24 protein-coding genes are annotated in these 26486 nt (G+C 37.4%); 5 read left to right on the top strand and 19 right to left on the bottom strand.

Going from position 1 to position 26486, the window contains the following annotated elements; all coding sequences use genetic code 11:
• Positions 1-68: 68 nt before the first annotated feature.
• Both ACFIMP_RS05070 and ACFIMP_RS05065 read right to left on the bottom strand, forming a co-directional pair.
• Positions 69-1061 (bottom strand): KpsF/GutQ family sugar-phosphate isomerase, encoded by a 993-nt coding sequence (locus ACFIMP_RS05070; RefSeq protein WP_375613282.1) that lies wholly within the window; start codon positions 1059-1061, stop codon positions 69-71.
• A 39-nt stretch (positions 1062-1100) separates the two neighbouring features.
• Complete coding sequence (locus ACFIMP_RS05065) at positions 1101-1991, bottom strand: UTP--glucose-1-phosphate uridylyltransferase (protein WP_375638353.1); 891 nt, start codon at positions 1989-1991, stop codon at positions 1101-1103.
• 265 nt (positions 1992-2256) lie between these two features.
• On the opposite strand from ACFIMP_RS05065, the gene ACFIMP_RS05060 reads away from it, so the two are divergent.
• On the top strand, positions 2257-3510 hold the full coding sequence (locus ACFIMP_RS05060; protein WP_375675752.1) for a lytic murein transglycosylase: 1254 nt from the start codon (positions 2257-2259) through the stop codon (positions 3508-3510).
• Positions 3511-3524: 14 nt separating this feature from the next.
• A complete protein-coding gene (locus ACFIMP_RS05055) occupies positions 3525-4601 on the top strand; it encodes an SGNH/GDSL hydrolase family protein (RefSeq protein WP_375686099.1) in 1077 nt (358 codons plus the stop codon).
• A 162-nt stretch (positions 4602-4763) separates the two neighbouring features.
• Here ACFIMP_RS05055 and ACFIMP_RS05050 read toward each other — a convergent pair whose 3' ends face one another.
• On the bottom strand, positions 4764-6788 hold the full coding sequence (locus ACFIMP_RS05050) for a M3 family metallopeptidase (RefSeq protein ID WP_375686098.1): 2025 nt from the start codon (positions 6786-6788) through the stop codon (positions 4764-4766).
• Positions 6789-7337: 549 nt separating this feature from the next.
• On the opposite strand from ACFIMP_RS05050, the gene mgtE reads away from it, so the two are divergent.
• The 3 genes from mgtE (at position 7338) to ppa (ending at position 12399) form a co-directional block, all read left to right on the top strand.
• The gene (mgtE, locus tag ACFIMP_RS05045) at positions 7338-8714 is read left to right on the top strand and encodes a magnesium transporter (RefSeq protein WP_375606748.1); all 1377 of its coding nucleotides are present in this window, start codon (positions 7338-7340) and stop codon (positions 8712-8714) included.
• A 1259-nt stretch (positions 8715-9973) separates the two neighbouring features.
• Positions 9974-11800 (top strand): translational GTPase TypA, encoded by a 1827-nt coding sequence (gene typA / locus ACFIMP_RS05040; protein WP_375613277.1) that lies wholly within the window; start codon positions 9974-9976, stop codon positions 11798-11800.
• 68 nt (positions 11801-11868) lie between these two features.
• Positions 11869-12399, top strand: coding sequence for an inorganic diphosphatase (gene ppa, locus ACFIMP_RS05035; RefSeq protein ID WP_375613276.1), 531 nt, complete (start codon positions 11869-11871; stop codon positions 12397-12399).
• 51 nt (positions 12400-12450) lie between these two features.
• Here the strand turns inward: ppa and ACFIMP_RS05030 are convergent, their stop codons facing one another.
• The 16 genes from ACFIMP_RS05030 to ACFIMP_RS04955 all read right to left on the bottom strand — a co-directional run.
• A complete protein-coding gene (locus tag ACFIMP_RS05030; protein ID WP_375611858.1) occupies positions 12451-12765 on the bottom strand; it encodes a DUF167 domain-containing protein in 315 nt (104 codons plus the stop codon).
• Positions 12766-12787: 22 nt separating this feature from the next.
• Positions 12788-13081 carry a YggT family protein gene (locus tag ACFIMP_RS05025; RefSeq protein ID WP_375611859.1) on the bottom strand — a complete coding sequence of 98 codons (294 nt, stop codon included), beginning with the start codon at positions 13079-13081 and terminating at the stop codon, positions 12788-12790.
• 326 nt (positions 13082-13407) lie between these two features.
• Entirely contained in the window at positions 13408-13968 is a 561-nt protein-coding gene (locus ACFIMP_RS05020; RefSeq protein ID WP_273790632.1) for an invasion associated locus B family protein, read from the bottom strand.
• 99 nt (positions 13969-14067) lie between these two features.
• Entirely contained in the window at positions 14068-14595 is a 528-nt protein-coding gene (locus ACFIMP_RS05015; RefSeq protein WP_375611860.1) for an RNA pyrophosphohydrolase, read from the bottom strand.
• A 39-nt stretch (positions 14596-14634) separates the two neighbouring features.
• The gene (locus tag ACFIMP_RS05010; protein WP_273790634.1) at positions 14635-15945 is read right to left on the bottom strand and encodes a S41 family peptidase; all 1311 of its coding nucleotides are present in this window, start codon (positions 15943-15945) and stop codon (positions 14635-14637) included.
• On the bottom strand, positions 15935-17179 hold the full coding sequence (locus ACFIMP_RS05005) for a murein hydrolase activator EnvC family protein (protein WP_375611872.1): 1245 nt from the start codon (positions 17177-17179) through the stop codon (positions 15935-15937). The genes ACFIMP_RS05010 and ACFIMP_RS05005 overlap by 11 nt, the downstream gene beginning before the upstream one ends.
• 133 nt (positions 17180-17312) lie before the next feature.
• Complete coding sequence (gene rlmH / locus ACFIMP_RS05000; protein WP_375611861.1) at positions 17313-17795, bottom strand: 23S rRNA (pseudouridine(1915)-N(3))-methyltransferase RlmH; 483 nt, start codon at positions 17793-17795, stop codon at positions 17313-17315.
• 1 nt (position 17796) lies between these two features.
• A complete protein-coding gene (rsfS, locus tag ACFIMP_RS04995; protein WP_375610572.1) occupies positions 17797-18183 on the bottom strand; it encodes a ribosome silencing factor in 387 nt (128 codons plus the stop codon).
• A gap of 111 nt (positions 18184-18294) precedes the next feature.
• Positions 18295-18888 (bottom strand): nicotinate-nucleotide adenylyltransferase, encoded by a 594-nt coding sequence (locus ACFIMP_RS04990; RefSeq protein ID WP_375686097.1) that lies wholly within the window; start codon positions 18886-18888, stop codon positions 18295-18297.
• Positions 18889-18917: 29 nt separating this feature from the next.
• Complete coding sequence (locus ACFIMP_RS04985; protein WP_375629989.1) at positions 18918-20174, bottom strand: glutamate-5-semialdehyde dehydrogenase; 1257 nt, start codon at positions 20172-20174, stop codon at positions 18918-18920.
• Positions 20175-20219: 45 nt separating this feature from the next.
• Complete coding sequence (gene proB / locus ACFIMP_RS04980) at positions 20220-21359, bottom strand: glutamate 5-kinase (RefSeq protein WP_375627675.1); 1140 nt, start codon at positions 21357-21359, stop codon at positions 20220-20222.
• A 1-nt stretch (position 21360) separates the two neighbouring features.
• Complete coding sequence (gene obgE / locus ACFIMP_RS04975; protein ID WP_273790640.1) at positions 21361-22386, bottom strand: GTPase ObgE; 1026 nt, start codon at positions 22384-22386, stop codon at positions 21361-21363.
• Positions 22387-22559: 173 nt separating this feature from the next.
• Positions 22560-23288: an RlmE family RNA methyltransferase gene (locus ACFIMP_RS04970; protein WP_375613270.1), complete on the bottom strand. Its 729-nt coding sequence runs from the start codon at positions 23286-23288 to the stop codon at positions 22560-22562.
• Between the two features lie 29 nt (positions 23289-23317).
• Positions 23318-24628, bottom strand: coding sequence for a Ppx/GppA phosphatase family protein (locus ACFIMP_RS04965; RefSeq protein ID WP_375677943.1), 1311 nt, complete (start codon positions 24626-24628; stop codon positions 23318-23320).
• Between the two features lie 905 nt (positions 24629-25533).
• On the bottom strand, positions 25534-26139 hold the full coding sequence (locus tag ACFIMP_RS04960; protein WP_375611868.1) for an invasion associated locus B family protein: 606 nt from the start codon (positions 26137-26139) through the stop codon (positions 25534-25536).
• Positions 26136-26486: YadA-like family protein (locus tag ACFIMP_RS04955; protein ID WP_375686096.1), on the bottom strand; the 351-nt coding region annotated here is incomplete at its 5' end. The genes ACFIMP_RS04955 and ACFIMP_RS04960, both read right to left, overlap by 4 nt.

Below are 26486 nucleotides of genomic sequence, written 5' to 3'. Positions count from 1 at the left end.
ATTGTAACTTTGTATCATTCAATCTATTTCAACCTAAAATAACATTTTATTTGATAGGGAACTTTAATCTAAGCAGCGCCAATGCGCAAAAGATCATGAAAATGAACAATTCCTATCGGTTTTTTATCTTCAACCACAAAAAATGCACCAATCTGATGATCATTAATAAAAGCTGTTGCTGCACCAACAAGTGTATTTGGCTTTACAACTTTAGGAGCTTTGGTCATCACCTCGTCAACATTAAATTTTGATAAATTAAAATGAATGTTACGTGCAAGATCGCCATCAGTTACAATTCCGATTAGTTCACCTTCTTGATTCACAACACCAACACAACCAAAATGTTTTTCCACCAAAACATTCATCGCTTCAGTCATAGCTGTTCCCTGCATAACCAAAGGAATATTATCACCCTCATGCATAATATCACACACGTATTTAAGGCTTGCACCAAGAGAACCACCAGGATGATATATTTTGAAATCCGTTGCGGTAAAACCACGCATTTCTAAAAGAGAAACCGCTAATGCATCTCCCATTGCCAATTGCATAATTGTTGAAGTTGTAGGGGCTAAACCATGGGGGCAAGCCTCTTCTATCTTTGGTAATAATAGTACAATATCAGCTTGTCGTCCTAACACAGAGTGCTTACTTGATGTCATCGCAATAAGGGGGATACGAAAACGCGCCGCATAACTTATAATACCACTTAACTCTTGAGTTTCACCAGACCATGATAAAGCAAGAATAACGTCATCAGAGCCAATCATACCAAGATCACCATGATTGGCTTCTGCAGCGTGAACAAAAAAGGCAGGTGTTCCAGTTGAGGCTAAGGTTGCTGCAATTTTTGTCCCTATATGACCACTTTTTCCAAGACCAGTAATAACCACATGTCCACGAGCATTTCTAATAGTTTGAACAGCCGCTTCAAAAGAAGAAGAAAGACTTTCCAGAAGAGCTTTTTCAAGAGCTTCAAGCCCCTGCTTTTCACTAGCAAGTGTTTTAAGCGCTGATGCTACTGCACCTTGCAAAGCCATATGAGGAGACGATATTGTCATAATCAAATTCGACCAATAAAATTAAGTGAGAGATCTATATCACTTTTCGACATTAATGGTTTCTAGTAAATTTTTCAATGAAGCAGAAACGTGGCTGTGCATATCAGCGCGTGCCAAAGAAAATGCAACGTTGGCTTCAATAAAACCAGCTTTAGAACCGCAATCAAAAGTGCGCCCTTTTACTTGCAAACCCCAAAAATCTTGCTCATTTGAAAGCCGTATCATAGCATCTGTTAATTGAATTTCATTTCCTGTTCCCCGTTCTTGAGTGGAAAGAATATTAAAAATTTCTGGCTGCAAAATATAACGTCCATTGATGTACAAATTTGATGGTGCCGTACCTTGTGCTGGTTTCTCTACCATTTTTGTGATTTCAAAACCATTTGCAATCTGTTTGCCTTTCCCAACAATACCATATTTATGTGTTTCTCTAGGATCGCATTCCTGAACTGCTATAATATTTCCCCCACCCACCTTTTCATAAAGGCTCATCATTTCAGAAAGACAGCCCTTTTTCGCTTGTATCAACATATCCGGTAATAACAAAGCAAAAGGTTCCCCTGCAACTAATTCACGTGCACACCAAAGAGCATGCCCTAATCCCAAAGGTTGCTGTTGCCGAGTGAAAGAAGTTGACCCTGGTAATGGCTGTAAACGGTATAAGTGTGCAAGATCTTCTTTCTTTCCACATTCAGCAAGTATCGTGTATAATTCAACTTGCGCATCAAAATAATCCTCAATGACTGCTTTGTTACGTCCAGTCACAAAAATAAAATGCTCAATACCAGCTTCCCTCGCCTCATCCACAACATATTGAATAACAGGTTTATCAACAACTGTTAGCATTTCTTTAGGAATCGTTTTTGTCGCAGGAAGGAAACGCGTCCCAAGACCTGCTACTGGGAATACTGCTTTCCGGATTTTACGCACACTCACCCTCCTCAATGAATTCATATAACTTTTTTGTTTTATTTATCATATGTTTTTACGAAATGGTAAAAAAGATATCTTATTGTTTTGATTATCATTATAATGAGCAATAAAAATGTAAAAAGAGTCTGAGAATTTATTGAAAGGATTAAAACGTATTATTTATTCCAGTTTTTTCCTCTTCTTGATCATATTATCGATTAAACTAAATACAAAATAAAGTTATTGCACATCTAATGAATTGAATATTAATGGGGATTTCAAAATGCAAAAAACAGAATTGAAGACTCTCTTTTTAGAGAAGTCAATAGCTTGGAGAACTCTTTTCACTGTCTCTGCCGTTATTTTTTCTGCTTTTTTAATGTTTTTTGCACCCCTTTCATATGCTGATAGCGGATTTAAACTCTGGATTAAAGAATTTAAAAAAATAGCTATTGCTCACAATATTACCCCTTCTACGTTTCATATGGCGTTTAAAGGTGTTAATGCCATTGATCCAGAAGTTCTAAAAAGCGCCGCATACCAACCGGAATTTGTTGCTCCTTCATGGAACTATTTCGATAATCGTGTCCATGATATTGCAATTGAGGAAGGACGGCGCCAAACTCAAAAATGGAACAAATGGCTTCTTCAAATTGAAAAACGTTTTGGTGTTGATCGCAATATTCTGCTTGCTATTTGGTCAATGGAAAGCAACTATGGGAAGGTTTTAGCTAATAAAAGTGTAATGCGTGATACCATTCGCTCTCTTGCAACTTTAGCCTATGCTGATAAAAAACGTGCAAAATATGCATATACACAGCTGATTGCTGCTATGAAAATTCTACAAAGTGGCGAAATTAAACGCTCTCAACTCACTGGATCTTGGGCCGGTGCATTGGGGCATACACAATTTATTCCAAGCAGTTATCTCGCCTATGCAGTTGATATGGACCAAGATGGACGGCGTGATATCTGGAACTCTGTTCCAGATGCTCTGGCTACTGCTGCTAACCTTCTCCACAAAAATGGCTGGCAACCTAATCTTATTTGGGGAGTAGAGGTAAAAGTGCCGCAGGGGAAAAACCTTCCTGAAGGCTGGTATTCCTTTGAACAATGGAAAAAATTAGGTGTAAAACACGCAAATGGGCACCCTCTTCCTACATCAGCTGAACAAGCAATATTAAAATATCCAGATGGAGCAAAAGGACCTATATTTTTAGTCACAAAAAATTTCCTTGTTCTGAAACATTATAATAATGCAGATCGTTATGCGTTTGCTGTTGGCCTTCTTGCTGATCGCATTGCTGGACATCCTGGATTGGTAAATGATTGGCAAAGACCTTTTCAATCTATTACTTTCCAAGAATGTAAAGAACTGCAATCGCGCTTAAAGACACTGGGCTATTATAAAGGGAATGTTGATGGAAAAATCGGAACAGCTTCTCGCAAAGCAATTAAAGCTTTTCAACTCCGTCACGGACTAAAAGCAAATGGATATCCATCATCTCAAGTGCTTTTTCTCCTTCGCAAACAATAATGGAGAATAAGGTTTTGTCTCTTTCTCGCCTGATATACTTGACATTATTGCTGTTTTCACTTTCTATTGTGGGGATCTTACAGCCATCCCCAAGTAAAGCAACGAACTTCTTCAAATGGTTGTCACAACAAAACAAACAGACACAGCAGCCACCGCAAATTATAGAACAAAAAATAGACAAGCCGCAAAAAAAGATCGTAACACAAAAAAACATACAAAAGCTAAAAAATGAGAATGCAAAGCGCATTCTTGTCATAGGGGATTTTGCAGCTTCTGCTGTTGCTGATGCACTTAAGAAATTTTTTATAAATAATAGCGATATCGTTATCATGAACAACACGATGCCAGCTTCCGGCTTAGTTCGAACGGATTATTATTCTTGGCAAAGCAATATTTCTAAACTCATTGATCAAAATAGCCCCGATGTTATTATCATGATGATCGGTGCAAATGATAATCAACCCATCACAGACTCTCATAACATGATTAACACAGATCAGTCAGAATGGATGCGCATCTACAAACAAAGAATTATCGAAATTGCTGAAAGTCTTCACGCCTCTGGAAAATCATGGATATGGATAGGTCAACCTTCTTTTGGAAATGATCTTTTGACACAAAAAATGAGAATTTTTAATGCGCTCTATAAACAAGAAACAGAAACAGCAGGAGGGTATTTTCTCGATATCTGGAGCGGCTTTAGTGATGAGACAGGAAATTTTTCTTTTTCAGGCTATGATATTAATGGAAAAATAACCAAATTACGCACCAATAATGGCATGCATTTCACCCCTGAAGGAAAGAAAAAACTTGCCTCTTATTTAGAAAAAACATTGAAAAATATTTCAAATTTTTATGCCTTTTCTCATGAAAATTCTTACTCAACCGATCAAGTTATTCAAAAACTTATACAAGAATCAGAGAATCAAGAGCGGAGTAAAATTATGCGTCAGCCTCCAATGAGCCTCGATGATATGGCACAAAAAAACACTCACCTTTTAGGCAAAAGAAAGTCAAGTTTTATAAAAAAATCATGGTTTCCACCAAATGGGCATCAAAAAGATCGAGCTGATAATTTTTCTTTTCCATAATGTCTATTTAAAATACAAAATCTATTTTCCTCTATAAACAAAAAGCGAATAAGATAAAAAACTCTGTTTACAGAGCTATAATGAAGAGAAAATTTGCATAAATCGCAACTGTACCTTTCGAATAATATGAAAACGGCATGGTGTTAACCATACCGTTGTATCTTATAGTCCACGTTTGTTAATCATTGCCTCTGGTAAAGGCATTCGTCCCCGAAAAGCTTTATAAAGCTCCTCTGGATCACGACTTCCTCCAGCGGAGTAAATAAAACGTTTCAACTTATCAGCAAGCTCTGAATTAAAAACATCTCCCGTTTCTTCAAAAGCTTGAAAAGCATCAGCATCAAGGACTTCCGACCACATATAAGAATAGTAACCAGATGCATAACCATCCCCCGCAAACACGTGCATAAAATGTGGGGGACGATGACGCATAATAATTGTATCAGGCATTTGCAGCTTTTCTAATTCTTGGCGTTCAAACACTGTTGGATCAGTGACTGTTTCGCCTTGATGAAAAGCCATATCCACTAAAGCTGATGAGATAAATTCAACGGCAGAAAATCCTGCATTAAATGTCTGTGCTACTAAGACTTTATCTATCAACTCTTGTGGCATAGGATGGCCTGTTTTTGTATGTATAGCATAAGATTTTAATATCTCTGGTACTGTTAACCAATGTTCGTAAAGTTGAGAAGGTAGCTCAACAAAATCACGTGAAACAGATGTTCCCGACACAGATGGCCATGTGACATCAGAAAGCAAACCATGCAATGCATGTCCAAATTCGTGGAAAAGCGTACGTGCATCATCAAGTGATAAAAGAGCAACTTCCCCTTTAGGTGGTTTAGCAAAATTACAAACATTGTAGATAATAGGCTTTTGTCTGCCATCCAATTTATGTTGTGATTGCAAACTACTCATCCACGCACCGGAGCGTTTTGAAGAACGTGCAAAATAATCACCAATAAAATGCCCAAGTAGACTTCCATCAGACTTTTTTACTTCCCACAAACGTGCATCAGGATGCCAAAGTGTAACAGCGTTTTTTTCTTCAAATGTAATGCTAAAGAGTTTTTCGGCTACCCCAAAAGCCGCTTTAATCATAAGATCAAGCTGAAAATAATATTTAATCTCAGCGCTATCGAAAGAAAGTTTTTCAGTGCGAAGCTTTTCAGCATAATAACGCCAATCCCAAGCAGCTAAAGATTCATTGCTGCCCTGATTGTTGGCAAAATTTTGTAAGTCAATTTGCTCAGTAGAAGCTTTCGCTCTTGCGCGCTTCCATACAGGCATAAGCAAATCCATAACGGAATCAACACTTTTAGCCATAGTATTATCGAGCTTCAAATCTGCGAAAGATTTATATCCCAATAATTTAGCCTGCTCATCTCGAAGCGCAACAATCTCTACAATAATTGTTTTATTATCATTCTTGTTATTATTTTCACCACGTTTAGCCCAAGCTTGGAATGCAACCTCACGCAAATCACGACGATCAGAGAATTTTAAAAAAGGTTCAACAATCGAACGTGCTAGTGTTAATGCATACGCTTCTTCATTGCCTCTTTCACACGCAATTTCCTTCATTGAAGCAATGAGATCTTGCGGTAAACCAGATAAGTCTGTTTGTTTTAAAAACAGAATCCATTCAGCTTCATCATTTAAGACATTTTGTCCAAAAGTAGCATTTAAAAAAGCAAGTCTTTCATTAATTTCCAAAAGCCGTTTCTTAGCTTTTTCATCGAGTTTTGCCCCATGACAAACAAACTTTTTCCACCATAATTCAAGAACACGTGTTGTTTCACTCTCAAATGTGCCCAGCTGCGACTGTTTATAAAGTACATCTATTTTCGCAAATATCCGCGCATCCATCATCATTTTTGAAGAATAACGAGAAAGTTTTACAACGAACTCTTGCTCTAGCTGTTGAATTAATACATTCGTATGAGCACTGGTGCGTAAGAAAAATATTGAACAGACACGATCAAGCGCTTTGCCGCAAAGCTCAAAAGGCTGCAAAAAATTCTCAAGCGTTGGTGGTTCTTGCACCATCGCAATTGCCTCTAGTTCTTCTTCTGCTTCTTGAAGTGCCTGTTCAAAAGCGGGTTTAAAATCTTCGTCACTTATAGAAGAAAAATCAGGAAGACCTAAAAATCCCTTCCAGTCCAGCACTGCTGCTTTTGTCATAATACTTTATGTCTCCATTATAAATTTAAACTGTAACAATTATCTTTACGACACAAATTGATAACATACTAAAACTATTTCGTGAGTTTCAAAACTACCTTTCAAAACCCTATTGAATAAAAAACCTGAAAATCGTAAAGTTCTTTCATTCAAACCATATTATATTGAAGCAATAAAGATTATTCGCTCGCACATCACAATAGGATTGCATATTAACAAAAACACTTGGAGAAAAGCATAATCTCCACTCTTTATAAAATATTGCTTTAGATTCTTTTGAAAATCGCAAACTACATTAAAGAAATGATGGTAAAATCAGAACTGATTTTTACATTTACGTTTTTATATTATCCTCAAATTAAGCTGTATTCTCGTTTTAGTGATTCAGAAACTTGTTTATAACTTATAATTTACCCTTGACTTTACTTCAAATATTAACAATTGGGAATATAGCTGGGGAGTTTTTTTTAAATCTTCCATAAACTTTTGTTTTTATCTCATCTATTATCTAGATTTACAACTCTCCAACTCTTCAGGAGGTACTTTATCATGACTGAAATCAAAACGGCCTTCGACTTCAAAAATTTTTCTCCTGAAGCTCTCGCTGAAAAGTTAAAGAACCAGCATTTTGCAGACTCTATTGATATCATCAATGACCTCGATATCATGGAACGTGTAACTATTCTTAGTCTTCTGCCTCTTGATTATGTTATCGAACTTTTTGATAAACCAGAGCTTGAGCAACCTGCTGCCATCCTAGAACTTCTCCCTATAAATCGTGCTGTTGAAATTCTTGATGGCATGTCTGCCGATGCTGCTGCAGACGTCTTTCAAGAAATGGATAAGGAAACCCGCACACGACTTTATGCCTTGCTTAACCCCTTAACGCGCGCTGAACTTAAAAAACTCACCAGTTATCCTGATCATACAGCAGGAGCACTGATGACAACAGAGTTTATAGCCGTTCCTTCAAACTGGACCATACAAAAAACTTTGGATCACATTCGTGAGGTCGAGCGAACACGTGAAACAGTTTATACCAGCTATGTAATTGACCCCAAAACAGGTACTCTTCTCAAAGCTGTTTCCCTGCGTAACCTTATTCTTGCCTCACCTGATGAACAAATTCTTAATGTCCCTACCCATGACTCGCCCATTACAATATCACCTTTCACACATCATGAAGATATCGCACGCCTTTTCCAGCGCCATGATCTTCTCTCTGTGCCTGTAGTTGATGAAAGTAACCATGTCATTGGCATTGTAACCGTTGATGACGTGCTTGATACTATGGTCGATGAAATGAATGAAGATGCCTATAAATTTGGGGGTATGGAAGCACTTAATAAGCCCTATATGCAAATTAAGTTTCCTGAAATGATGAAAAAACGCGGAGGCTGGCTCGCTTTACTCTTTATCGGTGAAATGCTGACAGCAAGCGCTATGCAACATTTCGAAACAGAACTCGAAAAAGCGATTATTCTTACACTGTTCATACCTCTCATTATGAGCTCAGGAGGAAATTCCGGCTCACAGGCTACATCCCTTATTATCCGTGCATTGGCTTTACGTGAACTCACGTTGAAAGACTGGTGGAAAGTGATCATTCGTGAAATTCCAACAGGACTATCCCTTGGTCTCTTATTAGGAATTATTGGTGTTACGCGCATTGCTCTTTGGCAAAAACTAGGTATCTACGACTATGGCCAACATTGGATTGCTATTTCGACAACAGTGGGTACAGCTTTAGTTGGAATCGTTACCTTTGGTTCTCTTTCTGGATCTATGTTGCCTTTTATTCTTAAAGGTTTAAAATTTGATCCAGCAAGTGCTTCTGCTCCTTTTGTGGCAACTTTAGTAGATGTCATGGGCATTATAATCTATTTTTCTGTAGCTTCTCTCATTTTGTCAGGAACTCTTCTTTAAACATGTAAAGTAAAAACTCTTACTTATGGAAAAATCTTGTCATGTAACCTAAGATTCTTTCCATAAGAGAATAAGCTTTATTATTTATTTTCTAGCGCACCGCTCTATAGATAATTTATTATTTTTTTGAATAACAGCTCCGAATAACGTAATTTTACCTCATCATAAAGCTTCTCATATTAAATCGATTAAAGTCATCTTCTTGCCAGTCACAAACGAGATCGGTGTATAGCTAAAAACTATTCAAAAAAAATTAAATACTTCTTATATCCTCTCTCTCGTATCAAAAACTGTTGCAATATTGACAGCTGAGAAAGAATAATAATGATATGCTCAATAGGCTTTATATTTCTTCACAACGGTGTTGATAGTATACTATTCGCGTATATTATATCATTTATGAGCCCTATCATGAAATGGATGTAGTGTACGTTCAAAAATCTCTCTTAAGTACATGAATATGCAACAACAAGTCTAGTCTGTTTAAAGCGTTCTGTTTGGCATGAAAAGCATACTCCTATTAGAGAATGCGATTAACAAAAGTGTGAGGCAATGCACTATCTCCATGGTTTAAAAGATATTACTTTAGATGCTTTTGAAATTATAAATTGGATTAACAGCAAAGATGGGAATTTTCTTTGGATGCCTTCATATTCTTTCTAAATAAGACTGTATTCCGGGTTCATAAATAAATCAAACAGATATAACTCTTGCCCTAATCTGGCATACAAAAGCTAGAACTTCTTATAAAATTCTTAATCGTCTCAATATTTACCTCAAATACACGATTGCATTAAATCTGTATTTTGATTGACAAGTTATAGAATAAGAAAAAGCTTTATTTAGAATAAGAATGTTGTACAGTTGTCAATAAATTGGCTATGGATTGAGAGATATTCCGGATTTTTATTAATCTCTTTGCAAAACAACAACAATAATATGGCTAGCTTTATACTTACTCTTACAAGAGCTCAATATAAATTCCTTGTGTCATATTGATAAAAATCAAGTTGACGGTGATTTTTTGGATAATTCTTAGCTCGAGAATAGAACATACGTACTATAAAAACTTTTACGAAGCTTCAGAAATTGAAGCTCAATAGAGCCTTAAAGACTTGGATAAATAGTTTTGCCATAAAAATATTGCCTCCATCTTCCAAAATTATAAAAAAACATGTAAAAGGTTTTCTAATAGTCAGGCAAAGAATGTAAAGACTTTACCTCAAATGAAATTTCATTAAACGAAAAGAAGAAAATTTATGCAATTGCGTAACATTGCCATCATTGCCCACGTTGACCATGGGAAAACAACGCTTGTAGACGGGCTTCTCAAGCAATCAGGAAACTTCCGTGATAATCAGCGTACAAGCGAACGTATGATGGATTCAAACGATATTGAGAAAGAACGCGGAATTACAATCCTAGCGAAAGTGACATCTGTTGTTTGGAAAGATACTCGAATTAATATTGTTGATACACCAGGACACGCCGACTTTGGTGGAGAAGTTGAACGCATCCTCAATATGGTTGATGGAGCCATTGTACTTGTTGATGCTGCTGAAGGACCGATGCCACAAACAAAATTTGTCGTTGGCAAAGCATTGAAAGTAGGATTGCGCCCTATTGTTGCTATTAATAAAATTGACCGACCGGATGCACGCGTTGATGAAGTCATTAATGAGGTTTTTGACCTTTTCGCTGCTCTTGACGCAACCGATGAACAGCTTGATTTTCCTATTCTTTATGGATCTGGACGCGATGGATGGATGGCGGAAGCCCCTGAAGGACCAAAAGATCAGGGATTAGGTCCTTTATTTGATCTTGTGACGCAGCATGTCCCTTCTCCTAGTGTAGCAGAAGGACCGTTTCGCATGATTGGAACTATTCTTGAAGCGGATCCGTTTTTGGGACGAATTATTACAGGACGGATTCATTCTGGCTCTTTGAAACCCAATCAAAATGTCAAGGTTCTTGGACAAGATGGAAAACTTTTAGAAACTGGGCGTATTTCAAAAATTTTAGCGTTTCGTGGCTTAGAACGGCAACCTATTGAAGAAGGAAGTGCTGGTGATATTGTTGCGATTGCAGGTCTGCAAAAAGGTACCGTAGCTGATACTTTCTGTGATCCTACTGTCAATGAACCCCTTACTGCCCAACCAATTGATCCTCCTACTGTTACTATGAGTTTTCTCGTCAACGATAGTCCCCTTGCTGGAACTGAAGGCGATAAAGTAACAAGCCGTGTCATTCGTGACCGATTGTTAAAAGAAGCAGAAGGCAATGTCGCTCTTAAAATTGAAGAATCAGCCGATAAAGATTCTTTCTACGTTTCAGGACGAGGAGAATTACAACTTGCAGTTCTCATTGAAAATATGCGCCGTGAAGGATTTGAACTTAGTGTTTCACGCCCACGTGTTGTTATGCAAAAAGATGAAAATGGAATAACTCTTGAGCCAATCGAAGAAGTTGTTATCGATGTTGATGAAGAATATTCCGGTATTGTTGTACAAAAAATGTCTGAACGTAAAGGCGAAATGGTGGAGTTACGTCCTTCTGGAGGTAATCGTGTCCGCCTTGTCTTTTATGCCCCAACCCGAGGACTCATTGGTTATCAATCTGAACTTTTAACGGACACACGTGGTACAGCAATTATGAATCGCCTTTTCCATGCTTATGAACCTTATAAAGGAGACATTGCTGGTCGTGTTAATGGTGTTATGATTTCAAATGACAACGGTGAATCTGTCGCTTATGCTCTTTTTAATCTTGAAGATCGTGGACCTATGATCATCGATGCGGGTGTGAAAGTCTATCAAGGTATGATTATTGGCATCCACTCACGAGATAATGACTTAGAAGTTAATGTGTTAAAAGGAAAAAAACTCACCAATATGCGCGCTTCTGGAAAAGATGAGGCCGTAAAGTTAACGCCTCCCATTAAAATGACGTTAGAACGCGCCTTATCGTGGATACAAGATGATGAGCTTGTAGAGGTAACCCCTAAAAATATTCGTCTCCGCAAGCTCTATCTTGATCCTAATGAACGTAAACGTTTTGAAAAAACACGTGCATCAATTTCAAATTAATTTCATAATCTCTTTGGTAAAATATTTAATTGTATTGAGCCTCACTATATTCCAGAAAGGATGTCTCTATGAATATTAAGGAAATACCCGTAGGCAAAAATCCACCAGAAGATATTAACGTTATTGTGGAAGTCTCCCTTGGTGGGCAGCCAATAAAATATGAGATGGATAAAAAGTCGGGTGCATTATTTGTTGACCGTTTTCTTCATACATCAATGGTTTATCCTGGAAATTACGGTTTTGTCCCTCATACGCTTTCAGATGATGGTGATCCTATTGATGTCCTTATCTGTAATACCCGTCCACTTATGCCTGGTTGTGTTATCAATGTTCGCCCCATCGGAGCTCTAATGATGGAAGATGATGGTGGTAAAGATGAAAAAATTATTGCCATTCCCACTACAAAATTAACAAAACGCTATATCAATATTCATGACTATACAGACCTGCCCGAGATTACACTCAAACAAATTGAACATTTCTTCAAGCATTACAAAGATCTGGAACCTGGAAAATGGGCTAAAATTGAAGGATGGCGTGATAAAAACTTTGCTCATGAATTAATTAAGCAAGCTGTTGAGCGCAATAACAAAATATAACGATTTAATAAAATAAAGCCTATAAAGAATAGGCTTTATTATTTATTTTTTCTACGAGATGTAATCTCTAAAGGATTGCCATATCTGCTTTAGCTCTTCTAAATGTGTTGAAAAGTAAAGTTGTTTGTAGCGAGATATTGCACCGTTTTTCAGAGAAATAGAAGAAGATGGGATTCTCCACTGCTTCGCAAGAAATTTAATGAGAGCTTTATTCGCTTTTCCATCTTCAGGAACAGCACGAAGGCGTATAACCAGATATTGTTTTTCACCATCCCTACATTCAACCCCTATTATTTTGTCAACAGATGATTTTGGAATGAGATATACAAACAAAATCAAGTTATTTTTATCAACTTGATAAAACATGTATTCGCCTCAAGTAATATTTCTATACATACATGTTTGCGTAAACGCGCCACATAAAAGTACGAATAAAATAAATAATAATGAACACTACAATAGGTGAAATATCAATCGTTCCAAAATTTGGTAAAATTTGCCGGATACGGCTTAGAACGGGATTTGTAAGACGATATAGAAAGCTTCCTATCAAAACAACAAAGCGATTGCGCGAATTTATGATATTAAAGACATAAAGCCAAGAAAAAATGACACTCGCGATTAAAATATCAATATAAATCTCAAAAATCAAATCAATCGTTCGAAGCAATGCATAAATCATGCGTCATCCCTTTCAATCAAGGAAACAGAAGAGCGTATAGAAAACCTTCATTAAAGCAGGTCTGTGTATCAAAAAATGGTTTTATATTTCAATACTCTTTTTTCTTGAATAAAAACCAGACATCTAAATTCTTCATCTCTCTATTTAATGACGATGCAGTTAGAAAACAAATATCAAAATTAAAAATAGCACATAAAATAGAAGAAACGGCAAAAAATCTGAATATCCCTTATAGGATTAATCTTAAATCTCATCGTTTTAATTATTAATTATAAAAAACAAACAAACTAAAAACGGCCTTTTAAAGGCCGCTTTTAGTTTTAAAATTATTTCTGCAAAGCAGTCAAACGATTAAGAGCACTGCTAAAACCATCTAGCTGAACAAATAAATCATTCAAAGCTGGTTCACCTGCAGCAGCAATTGTCATCGCCAACTTTAACTGTTTTCCAGAACGTAAAGCTGCTACGTGATTTTTGTCAAAAACGACAGGAACCACACAACCTGCTGGTACACAAGTCCGGATACCGGTTTCGATAACAGCTTTTCCCTCATCAACTTGTAAACGAACAGGTTTAGAAACCAAAATGCCAAAAGGAACTGTTAAATTACCAGATACAACACCCTCAGCATCGAGAGTAAGGCCCATAGCCACAACAACACGCCCCTGCTCATTTACTTCTTGACGGTGCATAAAACAAATTCTTTTCCCTTCTTGTATACCACAGTTAATAGTCCACAAACCGTAGGTTTCAGTCAAAGAAGAAGCTCCATTTGGCAATGTCGCTGCCGCATCTTTTGATGCAGGAGGCTTTGAACTTGTTGCAAATGCAACAGATGAAATACTCAAGAGAGTAAAAACTATAAGTAAATTAAATAACTTTTTCATTTTATATTCCTGTTCTTTACATAAAAGATAAACATGTTTATTATTTATTATAATATAAAGCATCTTAATAAAAAAAGCTTTCTCATAATCATATAGCTTTTATAATGGTCTAAGGCTACCTCGAAATTCGCTGACAACTTTCGTATAAACGTGCTTTTTAAAAGAAACAGCAATCAACGGAAGGGTTTCTAGATCAATCCATTTCCATTGATCGAATTCCGCTTTATTGCCATCTGGTGGCGGATTAATCGCAATTTCAGAAAGCTTTCCTGTAAACTGGAAAGCAAACCATTTTTGTATTTGCCCACGATATTTATTTGTTAATGTGCACCCAATAAGTTCTTGTGGAAAATCATAATGGAACCAATTTTGTGCTTCTTTAATCAACTTTACAGATCGAATACCCGTTTCTTCATAAAGTTCACGATATGCCGCATCTAATGGTTTTTCATCTTCATCAATCCCTCCTTGAGGAAGCTGCCAACGATGAGATATGTCAATATCTGCATCTGCATGAATGGGCATCATTAAACGACGCCCAACCCACACTTTCCCCTCATGATTAAAGACAACAATCCCAACACATTTGCGATATGGAAGAATCTTCAAATTAATATCTGCATCCATTTAATATTCCTCAAAATCGCAAGCTATAGATATCAATTCTCACTTTAACACATCCTTATTGGGATCTGGTGGAAATGCTGCATTTGCCATTTCACCTCGTAACAGTTTATAAGCCTCATTCAATTGAATATCATCTTTAGGGTCTTTGGGAACAAAAGCAGCTGAACCAGATCCTTTATTACTCTCTCGTTTTCCTTTGATATGTCCTTTTAATGCAGACTCACCAACTTTTACATCATAACCTTTATATTTTTCAGGGAGTGGTTGCTCTACAATAATATCAGGTGTGATCCCTGTTCCTTGAATAGAAGTGCCTGATGGCGTGTAATAAAGTGCTGTTGTTAAGCGTAAAGCCCCATTTTCACCCAAAGGAATAATTGTTTGAACAGATCCTTTACCAAAAGACTGCGTCCCTAAAATTGTTGCACGACGATGATCTTGCAGTGCACCCGCAACAATTTCAGAAGCACTTGCTGAACCACCATTAATAAGAACAATGAGCGGTTTTCCATTAATGACATCACCTGGCTTCGCATCAAATCTTGTCACATCACTCTTTTTGCGCCCACGAGTCGACACAATTTCACCTTTATTGAGAAAAGCACTCGAAACATTAACAGCTTGATCTAACAGCCCACCGGGATTAAGCCGCAAATCAAGGACGTAACCTTTTAGCTTATCTTCAGGAATTTTAGATTGGATATCTTTAATTGCCGCTAGAAGATTATTTAATGTCTGTTCAGAAAACTGGATAACTCTTAAATATCCAATATCACCTTCAACCCGATATTTCACCGCTTTTACTTTGATAATATCACGAACAATCTTCACTTCAAATGGCTTATCAACGCCAGAACGAATAATTGTTAAGGTAATTGGTGTTCCAGGAGCACCTCGCATCTTATTAACAGCTTCATTCAATGTTTGACCATTCGTTTGTACATCATCAATTTTTGAAATAAGGTCTCCTGCTAGAATACCTGCTTTTGAAGCGGGAGTATCATCCATTGGTGAAACAACTTTAATTAAGTTTTTTTCCATAGTGACCTCAATACCAAGACCTCCGAACTCTCCTTTCGTAGAATCCCGCATATCCTTGGCTTCTTCAGCATTCAAATAAGATGAATGAGGGTCCAGTGATGTGAGCATGCCATTGATAGCATTTTCAATAAGCTTTTTATCATCTGGAACTGTAACGTATTGCATACGCACACGCTCAAAAACATCGCCAAATATAGCTAGCTTTTTATATGCATTATCTTCATTATTCGCAGCAACAGACTGCACCATAATCATTGAACAGGCGCCGAGCAATACCCCAGCGACCAAAAGAATAACTTTACGAATCATTTTGGCTCCTTCTTATTTTTTCAGTCTGCCACCAAGGAGTTGGATTTACAGGTTTTCCCTGCTTTCTAAACTCAATGTAAAGCATTGGAGAAGTTTTTCCTATATCCAATGCAACACTGTTTGAAATAAATTGCATTTCCATTATACCCAGAGGCTCACCTGAAAGAACAAACTGCCCCTGTTTTACATTAATTCTCGACATTCCAGTAAGAATGATATGATAACCATTTCCAACATTGAGAATGATTAAATGTCCGTAAGAACGAAATGGCCCAGCAAAAGCAACAAAAGCATCCACAGGTGATATAACAACAGCTCCTGACTCTGTTTCTATCGTTTCACCAAAGCGCGTAATCTGCGAACTTTTGTTAGAGTGATGTATTCTTTTTCCTGAAACAGGAAAAAGTAAAGAACCTTTTCGGCTTTCAAAATTGGACTGTTCTAACAATTGCAAACTTTTCCGTACCTGTACTGATGCATCAGAGCTAAGTTTTGACTGACGGTCGAGCTCTAAAATCAATTCTTCTAAAGACTGCGCTTTTTTAGCAAGAGCAATATTTTTTTGTTGCTGTTCTGTAAGTTCTTTTTCTGATTTTTTTTGTAGTTTGTTTTTTTGGTCTAATAAAAGCTCTAGACGTTTTCGCTGCTCTGCTTGATTTTGCAGCTTTGTCTTTAATGCCTTATATTCCGTAGTAATGGAATTACTCAAATTGGTCAACTCCTTGAGTTTTTCTGTTAAATCTCGTGTTTTCTCTTGCATCTGAGGAATAACGGTACCTAATAAAACAGAACTACGTATAGAAGCCAACGCGTCCTCTGGCTGTATCATAAGAGCAGGAGGCGGATTCAATCCCATACGCTCCAAAATTGCAAGAACTTCCGCAAATTCAGCACGACGATTTTTTAAACGTTGATAGACTTGTACCCGCTTTTCTATCATTTTTTTAAGCTTTTCTTCCCTTTTAGCAATATCATCTGCTACTATACGTTCTTCTTTAGCCGCCTTTATGAGTGCATCACTCAAAACACGTTGATCTTTTTTTAAATGCTCAACTTGATGCATAAGAAAAGCAACACGCTCACGCGAAAGTGAAATATTTTGGCGAATTTCTCCTAATTCTTTATGGACTTCCGTACTCCTCATTGTATCTTCCGCATGCGATACAGAAAAGCAAAAAAATATACTCAAGAGCAGAATGACAAATATGACGCACTCCTCATATAAATATAGCATCTTTCTATGAAGAAGCTTTTTCATTTGCAAAAACCATGACACCTCATCGTATACATTAGAGATGCTTTAAATGGTGTCAGCTAAAACAATATTAATAAACATATAAATAAGTGCTAAAAATTGAACAAAAATATTAAAAACGATGATACGGATGATTATTTTCAATTGTTACAGCGCGGTAAAGTTGTTCTGTAAGAAGAATACGTGCAATTTGATGTGGCCACGTCATCAAACCAAAAGATAAAAGAAAATCAGCACGCTTCCTTATTTGTTCATTATGCCCATCAGGTCCTCCCAAAGCAATGACGACATCTCGAATGCCCTCATCACGATAACGCCTCAATTTTTCAGAAAAAGAAATTGACGAAATCGATTCTCCACGCTCATCTAACACAATTAATCGACATTTTTCAGGTAAAAATTCAATAAGTTTTCTCCCCTCTTCCTCCATACGTTGATAAACTGTTTGAGCACGACTTTCTGGTATCTCTTGTAACTTTTTTAAATGAAAGCCTACATCTCCAGAAATTTTAGAAAAACGATCCAAATAATGCTGAACTAATTTTTGCTCCGCCCCACTTTTCATACGACCAACCGCAAAAATAGAAATTTGCATTTTAATGATCTCCGAAGAGAAGCAAAGCCGTATCGTTTAAATCCGGCGTCATCCATATTTTTTCTAAATTATAAAAAAGACGAATTTCTGGACGAAAAAGATGAATGATAATATCACCTGTATCAATCAATACCCAGTCACCTCCAGCAAGCCCTTCTACACGCGCAAGCCCCTGCCCACTATCTTTCCAAGTATGTAATAAATGATCAGCAACAGACGATACATGACGCTGCGAATTTGCTGAAGCTATGACCATATAATCAGCCAAAGATGACTTCCCTCGAATATCAATAGCAACAATATCTTCTGCTTTTGTATCTTCTAAACTCTTGAGAATAACTTCAAGACTCTCACTAACAGAAAAAACTTTTTTTTCTTTTGAAGGCATAATATCGTAAGAGTGTTTGTGTGCAATGTTTTTCAGATCAATATCCTTTCTTATCGTTGTGGAATCTAAAAAAGAGACTTCTCTAAAGAGAAACAGAATCTTATGAAATGTTCAAGAAAAATCATTCTTCTTCAAACGAAGGTTTGTTGAAGATTGAAAAGATAAAGGTCCATGCAAATAAGTCCAAACTGGTGGCTTGATAAAAGGTAATCGCTTACTTTCTCTCTCATCCAAACGAAAACGGCGATAAATATGTGCCATAGGAGAGGAAAGTGCTGACCGATTGCCTAAAGGACGATCAATAATCGCAATAGGAAGCATAGAGACGATATCATGCCATCGATACCAATGATGTATCGTCGCAAAACTATCTGCCCCCATAATCCATACAAAATTTACGCCACTGTAATGAGTAAGAATATGAAAAATCGTATCTACCGATACTTTGCTCCCTATAGCTTTTTCAAAACCTGTCAAGCGAATTTTTGGATGGTCAATAAGTTTAAAACTTAATCGCATTCTCTCCTCTAAAGAGAGCAAATGTGTACAATCCTTTAAAGGATTTCCTGGAGTGATCATCCACCATAACTGATCAAGATGCAAACGCCGAATGGCAATTTTTGCAACAAGAAGATGCCCCGCATGCGGTGGATTAAAGGAACCACCAAAAAGACCCACAACATTAGATCTTTCAACATGTGGCATACAATTTTTCCATGGAAAAAATGGTGTTCTCAAGCTCTAACCTGACCATTTCCTTTAACGTGATATTGAAATGATGTTAGCTGTTCAACACCTATGGGACCACGTGCATGCATTTTTCCTGTTGCGATACCAATTTCCATTCCAAAACCAAATTCACCTCCATCAGCAAATTGTGTAGATGCATTGTGTAATAAAATAGCTGAATCTAAATGATTAAAAAAATTCTTCACCACTTCTAAATCCTCAGCAATAATCGATTCCGTATGTCCTGATGAATAACGCTTGATATGAGAAATGGCTCCCTCAACACCCTCAACCGTTTTAACAGAAAGAATAGCATCAAGATATTCATGCGACCAATCTTCTTCAGAAGCTAATTTGACATCTGGCATAAGAAAAACAATATCTTCTGTGGCACGAATTTCACACCCCTTTTCCTGTAAAGCAGTTAAAACAGGAAGAAATTTTTTTAATGCTTGGCCGTCAATGAGAACTGTCTCAACAGCACCGCATATCCCTGTTCGCCGCAGCTTTGCATTTAAAACAATATTGCGTGCCATATCTAAATCTGCCGATTTATCAATATAAATATGACAAAGTCCCTCCAAATGAGCAAAAATTGGAACACGTGCATCAGACTGAACGCGGGCAACAAGGCTCTTTCCACCACGTGGTACGATCACATCAATCGCTCCATCCAATCCTTTGAGCATTTCCCCAACGGCAGCACGATCTGTCGTTCCAACCATTTGGATGGCATCTTTAGGTAAACCAGAGCGCTCTAAACCTTGTACCAAAGCTAAATGAAGAGCATGAGAAGAATGAAAGCTATCCGAACCACCGCGCAAAATCGCAGCATTGCCAGCTTTTAAGCACAAAGCACTCGCATCAACTGTAACATTTGGACGACTTTCATAAATAATGCCAATCACACCAAGAGGTGTTCGTACACGACTTATATGAAGCCCATTTGGACGCGTCCATTCATCCATCACTTGCCCAACAGGATCAGATAAACGAGCAACTTGGCGAACACTGTCTATCATTGCACGTAAACGCAAATCATCTAATTTTAGCCGATCAATCATTGCAGCTTTCAAATTATTCTGAGCAGCATTCTCTAAATCTTGACAATTCGCCCGTAAAATTTCATCTGACTGAGCCTCTAAACTTAAAGCGATCATTTCTAATGCATTGTTCTTTTGCTCAGAAGAAGCAACAGCCAATGCTGCAGCGGCATAGCGTGCTTTTTGTCCCATATCTTTCATTTTTTCTTCTAAAGTCATCGTAACATCCACTCTGCCAAAACAATAAAAACAAAAGTAACTTTTTTAAACAGAATTGATCAAGAAACGTACAATCATATCATTACGATGCACCATAGCAGAGCGCGCCTCATACCCAAGAATAGCTTCGATTTCTTCACTTTTATGTCCTATAATGCGTACAGCCTCATCTTTGTCATAGCTTACAAGTCCACGCGCAATCTCAACTCCATCTGTACCAACAATTGCAACCGTATCCCCACGCTGGAAATTTCCCTCAACGGCAATAACCCCTGCAGCTAATAATGATTTTCCTGATTCAAGAGCCCTAATGGCTCCTTGATCAATCGTCAAAACACCAGATGGATCTAAATGACCAGAAATCCATGTTTTCCAAGCATTGACAGATTTCTTACTTGCCGCAAAAAAACTCTTGCGTTCACCTTTGTCAATTGCAGCAAGAGGATTCATACGCTTGCCTGAGGTGATAATCATCGCCGTTCCAGCAGCATTAGCTATTTTTCCGGCTTCAAGCTTAGTCTTCATTCCTCCCCGTGAAAACTCTGAAGCAGCAACATCTGCCATTTTTTCGATATCATGCGTAATGGATGCAACAAAAGGTATAAATTCAGCCGTAGGATCACTATGGGGAGACTTTGTATAAAGACCATCAATATCGGATAAAAGTATTAAAAGATCTGCCCTCACCATTGTTGCCACACGTGCAGCTAAACGATCATTATCACCATAACGAATTTCAGTTGTTGCAACAGTATCATTCTCATTAATAACAGGCACAGCTCCCAAATATAAAAGCGTCTCAATCGTTGCACGTGCATTGAGATAACGCCTTCGCTCCTCCGTATCAAATAAAGTGAGCAAAATTTGGCCTGTTTTGAGCCCATGTTGAGCAAGCGCATCACCATAGGTTTTTGCTAACTCAATTTGCCCCAAAGCAGCACATGCCTGGCTTTCTTCCAATTTCAAAGCCCCCTTAGGAAGCTGTAGCAATGTCCTTCCTAAAGCAATAGCACCTGAAGACACCAATAATATCTCTACGCCTCCTTTGTGTAATTCAACAACATCATTGATCAAGCTTTTAAGCCATTCAACCCGTAAACCTGCCTGAGGATCAACCAAAAGGGCAGATCCAATCTTGACCACAATACGTTTATAGTGTGTAAGTTTTTGCGATCCAACAGCCATCTCAATCAACCTTGCTATCCCCACTGATCTCCTCTTTGCGTGACATTTCAATAATATGTGCACCAGCACGCAGCACATTTTCTAAACCTTCGCGGCTAACCGCAGAAAACATCATAACTGGTTGATCCGCTGCTCTTTGCAAAGCTTCCCGTTTAGCTTCACGCTCTTCAATTGTCAGAGTATCTATCTGGCTTAAAGCAACAATTTCAGTTTTATCACTTAGATTATTTCCATATGCCTCAAGTTCATGACGCACAATTTGATATGCTTTTGCTACATCTTCTTCTTGAGAAGAAATTAGATGAAGCAGTACGCGACAACGTTCCACATGTCCTAAAAAACGATCTCCAATTCCCACACCTTCATGCGCTCCTTCAATTAATCCTGGAATATCAGCCAAAACAAATTCACGACCATCAATACGTACAACACCAAGATGAGGATGTAGAGTGGTAAAAGGATAATCTGCAACTTTTGGTTTTGCAGCCGTTACAGAAGCTAAAAAAGTTGATTTTCCAGCATTTGGTAAACCAACAAGCCCCGCATCAGCAATTAACTTCAAACGAAGCCATATTGCACGCTCTTCTCCAGCCAAACCTGGATTTGCACGACGCGGTGCCCGATTTGTCGATGTTGTAAAGTGAAGATTGCCAAAACCGCCATTCCCTCCTTTTGCAAGGCGATAGCGCTGTCCCACTTCCGTTAAATCACATATTAACGTTGTATTATCTTCTTCAAAAATTTGCGTCCCAACCGGAACTTTAAGGATGACATCATTACCCTTTTCACCCGTCATATTACGCCCCTTGCCATGCCCCCCTGTTTTTGCTTTAAAATGCTGTTGGTAGCGATAATCAATCAGCGTGTTAAGCCCATCAACAACAAGAGCCCAAACATCACCACCCCGTCCTCCATTCCCCCCATCAGGTCCCCCAAATTCTATGAATTTTTCACGACGAAATGATACTGCTCCAGAACCTCCATTACCAGAACGAATATAAACTTTAGCTTGATCAAGAAATTTCATTGGAAGTACTCACTGAGGAATCAATCTCTTTACCTCTATAGGCAATACATTAGTTTTACCAGTTTTTCATCATTGATAACAGAAAAACTGTCACTATCGCCGATAACTCTTTGAGAAAAAAATCATCACATCTAAATAGGTTAAGTAAAGTTAAATCTTCTTAAAAGAAGGCGCTATTCTTGAATGTTTGTTTTTCCCTTAAATTCAAGTGCTAGAAGATAAAGCTCTACTGATTCTGATCGGCTTGCGGGTGGTTTAACATGATAGACTTTTTTAAAATGCTGTTTTAGTATCGTAAGAAGAGTGTTTTCTGCTCCTCCTTGAAAAGCCTTTGCTAAAAAATGTCCCCCAGGCTTAAGAACCGAAAGAGCAAAATCAGCCGCAACTTCACATAAATAAATCGTTCTTAAATGATCCGTCTGACGATGACCTGTTGTTGGCGCTGCCATATCAGAAAGAACCACATCCGGTTTTGTCCCTAAAGTTTCAATTAATTTCTGCGGTGCATCTGTATGCAAAAAATCCATTTCCAACATGGCAACTCTAGGTAATGGATCAACATGTAAATAATCAATACCAACAACGCTAGGATCCTCATCACTTGACCCTACTATACGCTCAGCCACCTGACACCAGCCCCCAGGTGCTGCTCCTAGATCAATAACCTTTTGACCTTTTTTCAAAAACCTATAGCGCTCATTAATTTCAATGAGTTTATAAGCCGCACGTGAACGATACCCATCTACTTTTGATTGATGGACATAAGGATCATTCAGATGCCTCTCTAACCATCGTCGTGATGAAGCTTTAATGGTTCCTGCTTTCTTTTTTACGCGCTGATATAATTCATGTGACCCTGAACCTCCATAGCCACCTCTCGGTGTTTTTGTTGTTTTTTTCATCGTTATTCATTGTCTCCATATTTAATTCTCTAACGCTTGAAATCTCTGCTCTTTCTACGACGACACCATACCCCATCGCGTAACATTAGCTCTATCAAAATTCCTTCCCTTAATCCACGATCAGCAACTCTTAAACGCTGACTTGGCCAAACTTCCCGAATAACATCTAAAATTGCACAACCAGCTAAAACTAAATCTGCTCTCTCGCGCCCAATAAAAGGACTTATGACACGTTTTTCTATATCCCATGATAATAGACGTTGTGTCATAAGTGTAATGTCTGCATCCTTCATCCAAATGCCATCCACTTTTTTCCTATCATAACGCTCTAAATTAAGATACATTCCTGCTAAAGTCGTAACTGTACCGGAGGTTCCCAAAAGATGAAACTTCGAACCTTGTGCTAACTCTCCTAATTTATGACGATCTGAAAAATTATTTAATAACCCTCGCACATAGCTTTTCATTTTTTCAAAATCGTCTAAGCTAATATCATTCCCTCCAAAACGTTCAGCAAGCGTAACAACACCAACAGGAAGAGAAGTCCAAGCGATAATTTGTCGAGCTAAACGAAAAGAACGCTTTTGAGAAACATCCAGTAGCACAATTTCTGATGATCCTCCTCCAATATCAAAAAGCACAATTGCGTCAGTATTTGGTTCAACAAGTGTACTACACCCTGTAACAGCAAAACGCGCTTCTGTTTGCCGATCAACAATTTCCAATTCAAGACCTGTCTCCTCCAAAACACGCTGAATAAAATGTCTACCATTTTCTGCAGAACGACAAGCTTCCGTTGCAATCAAGCGATAACGCTTAATATGCCTTTGTTTTAGCTTTAAATGACAAATCTTTAATGCTTCAATCGCACGATCCATAGCTTGTGTATTAAGAAAACCGTTATTTATTAAACCTTCTCCCAATCGTACAATACGAGAAAAAGCATCAACAACACGAAAATATCCAGGTTTACTGGGAGATGCGATAAGAAGACGACAATTATTTGTTCCGAGATCAAGTGCTGCATAAAGAGGTGGAGATTTTACTGAATGGAACCGTCGAAGAAAAGGTGCTTTGAGTTTTTTTGTTTTTTGAGCACCTATCATTATCTGATTATGAAACTCAAAAGCTGCCTCAGATTGAACAAAAACCTGTTTTTGTTCATAATGTTTTTTTCTCTGTTGTCTCTTTATATCAACAAGGACAGAGTATGCCTCTGTTCGTGACAATGCAGAAAGATTATTTGTATTACTACCGCACTGATCATACAACTGATCTGCTTTGGTATCGTATATTTCTCCTTGCTTTAACTCTTTTGAACCATAATTTAACGGGGTCATGTCCCTTATCCCTTGAGCGTCCCCCAATAAATAAACGCGAAAACTCTTCTGCTCATTCCTAAATAAAGCAATAATGCAGCATCAAATGATATATACAAGAAATCATTCTTTCTTTTTCTATCATTAAAATTTTCTACACTAACATCATTCAGATTTTTGTATAATCTTTCGGTTGTTTCCGTGAAATCATGCATCTCTTTATGAACTTAAAACTATAAATTAATCGTTTACGTTCACATCAATTTTTATAAATTATGCTCTTTTCTTTATACCATTTACACGGAGCATACCTCTATTGTAACAAACCTACACTATCATACTATTTGCTGACTTTTAAGGTTACAACAACCTATACATTAGTACGGTTTATAAGAAAAAAAATTTTTTTTCGTTATCCACACACAAACCTCGTTGTTATATGCAATGAAATGGCTTTGATTATGCTGGAATAAAAGTTCCGTAGTACTACAAAATGCAATTACAATAGCTGTTATTTCGTGAATACCAATAAAAACTATCGTTCAAAAAAAACTCTAGAATTATAAATTTATCTGAAAAATATTAATGCTTAATCAGACCGCTTTAAAAATCCATTTTAAGCTTAAAAAAAGAATTTAGTCTACTCATTATTGTAAGGAATAAATCGAGTATTTCTAATCTTTTTTACTTTTAATAACTAACGAAATCATTCTTTAAGCATTACGGGAAACACTAACTTTATTTTCTATTACATATAAATAACTTACTGTGACTTTATATTCATAAAACTCTCACTCTTTCCAATAAATCACCTCGATATCATATTATATAAAACTTCTTACTTATTTGACCTTATAATTTACACTCAGAAATATAATACAACAATTTATGGAAAAATGACTCTTGTTAAAAATACTCGATGAATTCTAAGGACGGAAAGAATTAAGTGCTGCATTTAACCCTTTAAATGGTACAGTAAAAGAAAATACCTTACCTTCTTTAGTTTTATAGGAAATACGTACCTTATTGTTCTGCTCTATTTGTTTAGTCAAAACCGGCCCTACAGGTGATTGTGCCAAACAAACCGTTTCATTACATTGCGTATAATTAATAAGAACAGGTTTTTTAACACCTTTTACAAACATTTGAATCGGAACATTTATATCAGAATTTGGCAATGTTCGAAAAAGCATCACTGCTTGACCACTTGTCGTAGAAACAAGAGACCAACTAAAAATGGTATTTCCTTCTTGATCATGAACCGTCTGTGTCACATTACATATACCTTGCTTATGTTTAAGCTTTTGTTTTTCGTCACAAATCAAAGTCCAATCATAAAACTGCATAATAATTCGACGTGTTTCGCCAGGTTCTCCCTTAGGTATCGATAAGTGCGGTGGATGCACTGTATAAATATTATTGTTCTCGTTGGCAAAGCTTTCGCTCTTGCCTATTAAGGCAAGAGCAAACAGCAGAACCTTTACTAACATACTTCTCGTTTTTACAATAACAGCCATTTTTTCTATTATCATCTCAACCTCAGAGTAATTCCAGCACCTATTCCCCAATGACCTCCAGCACTTGTCACAGATACATTCGAGCGAATATTTCCATCTTCAGATGTATAACCAGCACCAATAGCAAGTGCAGATTGACTGCGCCATAAACCACTCCCAAATGAAACACTTAAAGATCCTGGTATATCATAGTAACGTAAGTTGGACACCGCTAAACCAATAGCAGCAGCTTGTCTTGCTTCTTTCCGAACATCCTGAATAGCATAATTCAATGTCTCAAACTTCATATCCGTATAGGATTTCGACTCGTTAACAGCATCATTGACAAGACCACTAACTTTCTCATCCGTATACTTATTGGC

Source organism: Bartonella sp. AP65SXKL, assembly GCF_042195725.1.
In the GTDB taxonomy this organism is placed as follows: domain Bacteria; phylum Pseudomonadota; class Alphaproteobacteria; order Rhizobiales; family Rhizobiaceae; genus Bartonella.
The sequence above is the reverse complement of the archived record's forward strand: the minus strand, read 5'-3'. Positions and strand labels throughout refer to the sequence as shown.

Coding starts and splice junctions, on each gene's coding strand:
- ACFIMP_RS05070 (WP_375613282.1), bottom strand. CDS start 1,061: ATGACAATATCGTCTCCTCATATGGCTTTGCAAGGTGCAGTAGCATCA.
- ACFIMP_RS05060 (WP_375675752.1), top strand. CDS start 2,257: ATGCAAAAAACAGAATTGAAGACTCTCTTTTTAGAGAAGTCAATAGCT.
- ACFIMP_RS05050 (WP_375686098.1), bottom strand. CDS start 6,788: ATGACAAAAGCAGCAGTGCTGGACTGGAAGGGATTTTTAGGTCTTCCT.
- mgtE (WP_375606748.1), top strand. CDS start 7,338: ATGACTGAAATCAAAACGGCCTTCGACTTCAAAAATTTTTCTCCTGAA.
- typA (WP_375613277.1), top strand. CDS start 9,974: ATGCAATTGCGTAACATTGCCATCATTGCCCACGTTGACCATGGGAAA.
- ppa (WP_375613276.1), top strand. CDS start 11,869: ATGAATATTAAGGAAATACCCGTAGGCAAAAATCCACCAGAAGATATT.
- ACFIMP_RS05030 (WP_375611858.1), bottom strand. CDS start 12,765: ATGTTTTATCAAGTTGATAAAAATAACTTGATTTTGTTTGTATATCTC.
- ACFIMP_RS05025 (WP_375611859.1), bottom strand. CDS start 13,081: ATGATTTATGCATTGCTTCGAACGATTGATTTGATTTTTGAGATTTAT.
- ACFIMP_RS05020 (WP_273790632.1), bottom strand. CDS start 13,968: ATGAAAAAGTTATTTAATTTACTTATAGTTTTTACTCTCTTGAGTATT.
- ACFIMP_RS05015 (WP_375611860.1), bottom strand. CDS start 14,595: ATGGATGCAGATATTAATTTGAAGATTCTTCCATATCGCAAATGTGTT.
- ACFIMP_RS05010 (WP_273790634.1), bottom strand. CDS start 15,945: ATGATTCGTAAAGTTATTCTTTTGGTCGCTGGGGTATTGCTCGGCGCC.
- ACFIMP_RS05005 (WP_375611872.1), bottom strand. CDS start 17,179: ATGCTATATTTATATGAGGAGTGCGTCATATTTGTCATTCTGCTCTTG.
- rlmH (WP_375611861.1), bottom strand. CDS start 17,795: ATGCAAATTTCTATTTTTGCGGTTGGTCGTATGAAAAGTGGGGCGGAG.
- rsfS (WP_375610572.1), bottom strand. CDS start 18,183: ATGCCTTCAAAAGAAAAAAAAGTTTTTTCTGTTAGTGAGAGTCTTGAA.
- ACFIMP_RS04990 (WP_375686097.1), bottom strand. CDS start 18,888: ATGCCACATGTTGAAAGATCTAATGTTGTGGGTCTTTTTGGTGGTTCC.
- ACFIMP_RS04985 (WP_375629989.1), bottom strand. CDS start 20,174: ATGACTTTAGAAGAAAAAATGAAAGATATGGGACAAAAAGCACGCTAT.
- proB (WP_375627675.1), bottom strand. CDS start 21,359: ATGGCTGTTGGATCGCAAAAACTTACACACTATAAACGTATTGTGGTC.
- obgE (WP_273790640.1), bottom strand. CDS start 22,386: ATGAAATTTCTTGATCAAGCTAAAGTTTATATTCGTTCTGGTAATGGA.
- ACFIMP_RS04970 (WP_375613270.1), bottom strand. CDS start 23,288: ATGAAAAAAACAACAAAAACACCGAGAGGTGGCTATGGAGGTTCAGGG.
- ACFIMP_RS04965 (WP_375677943.1), bottom strand. CDS start 24,628: ATGACCCCGTTAAATTATGGTTCAAAAGAGTTAAAGCAAGGAGAAATA.
- ACFIMP_RS04960 (WP_375611868.1), bottom strand. CDS start 26,139: ATGATAATAGAAAAAATGGCTGTTATTGTAAAAACGAGAAGTATGTTA.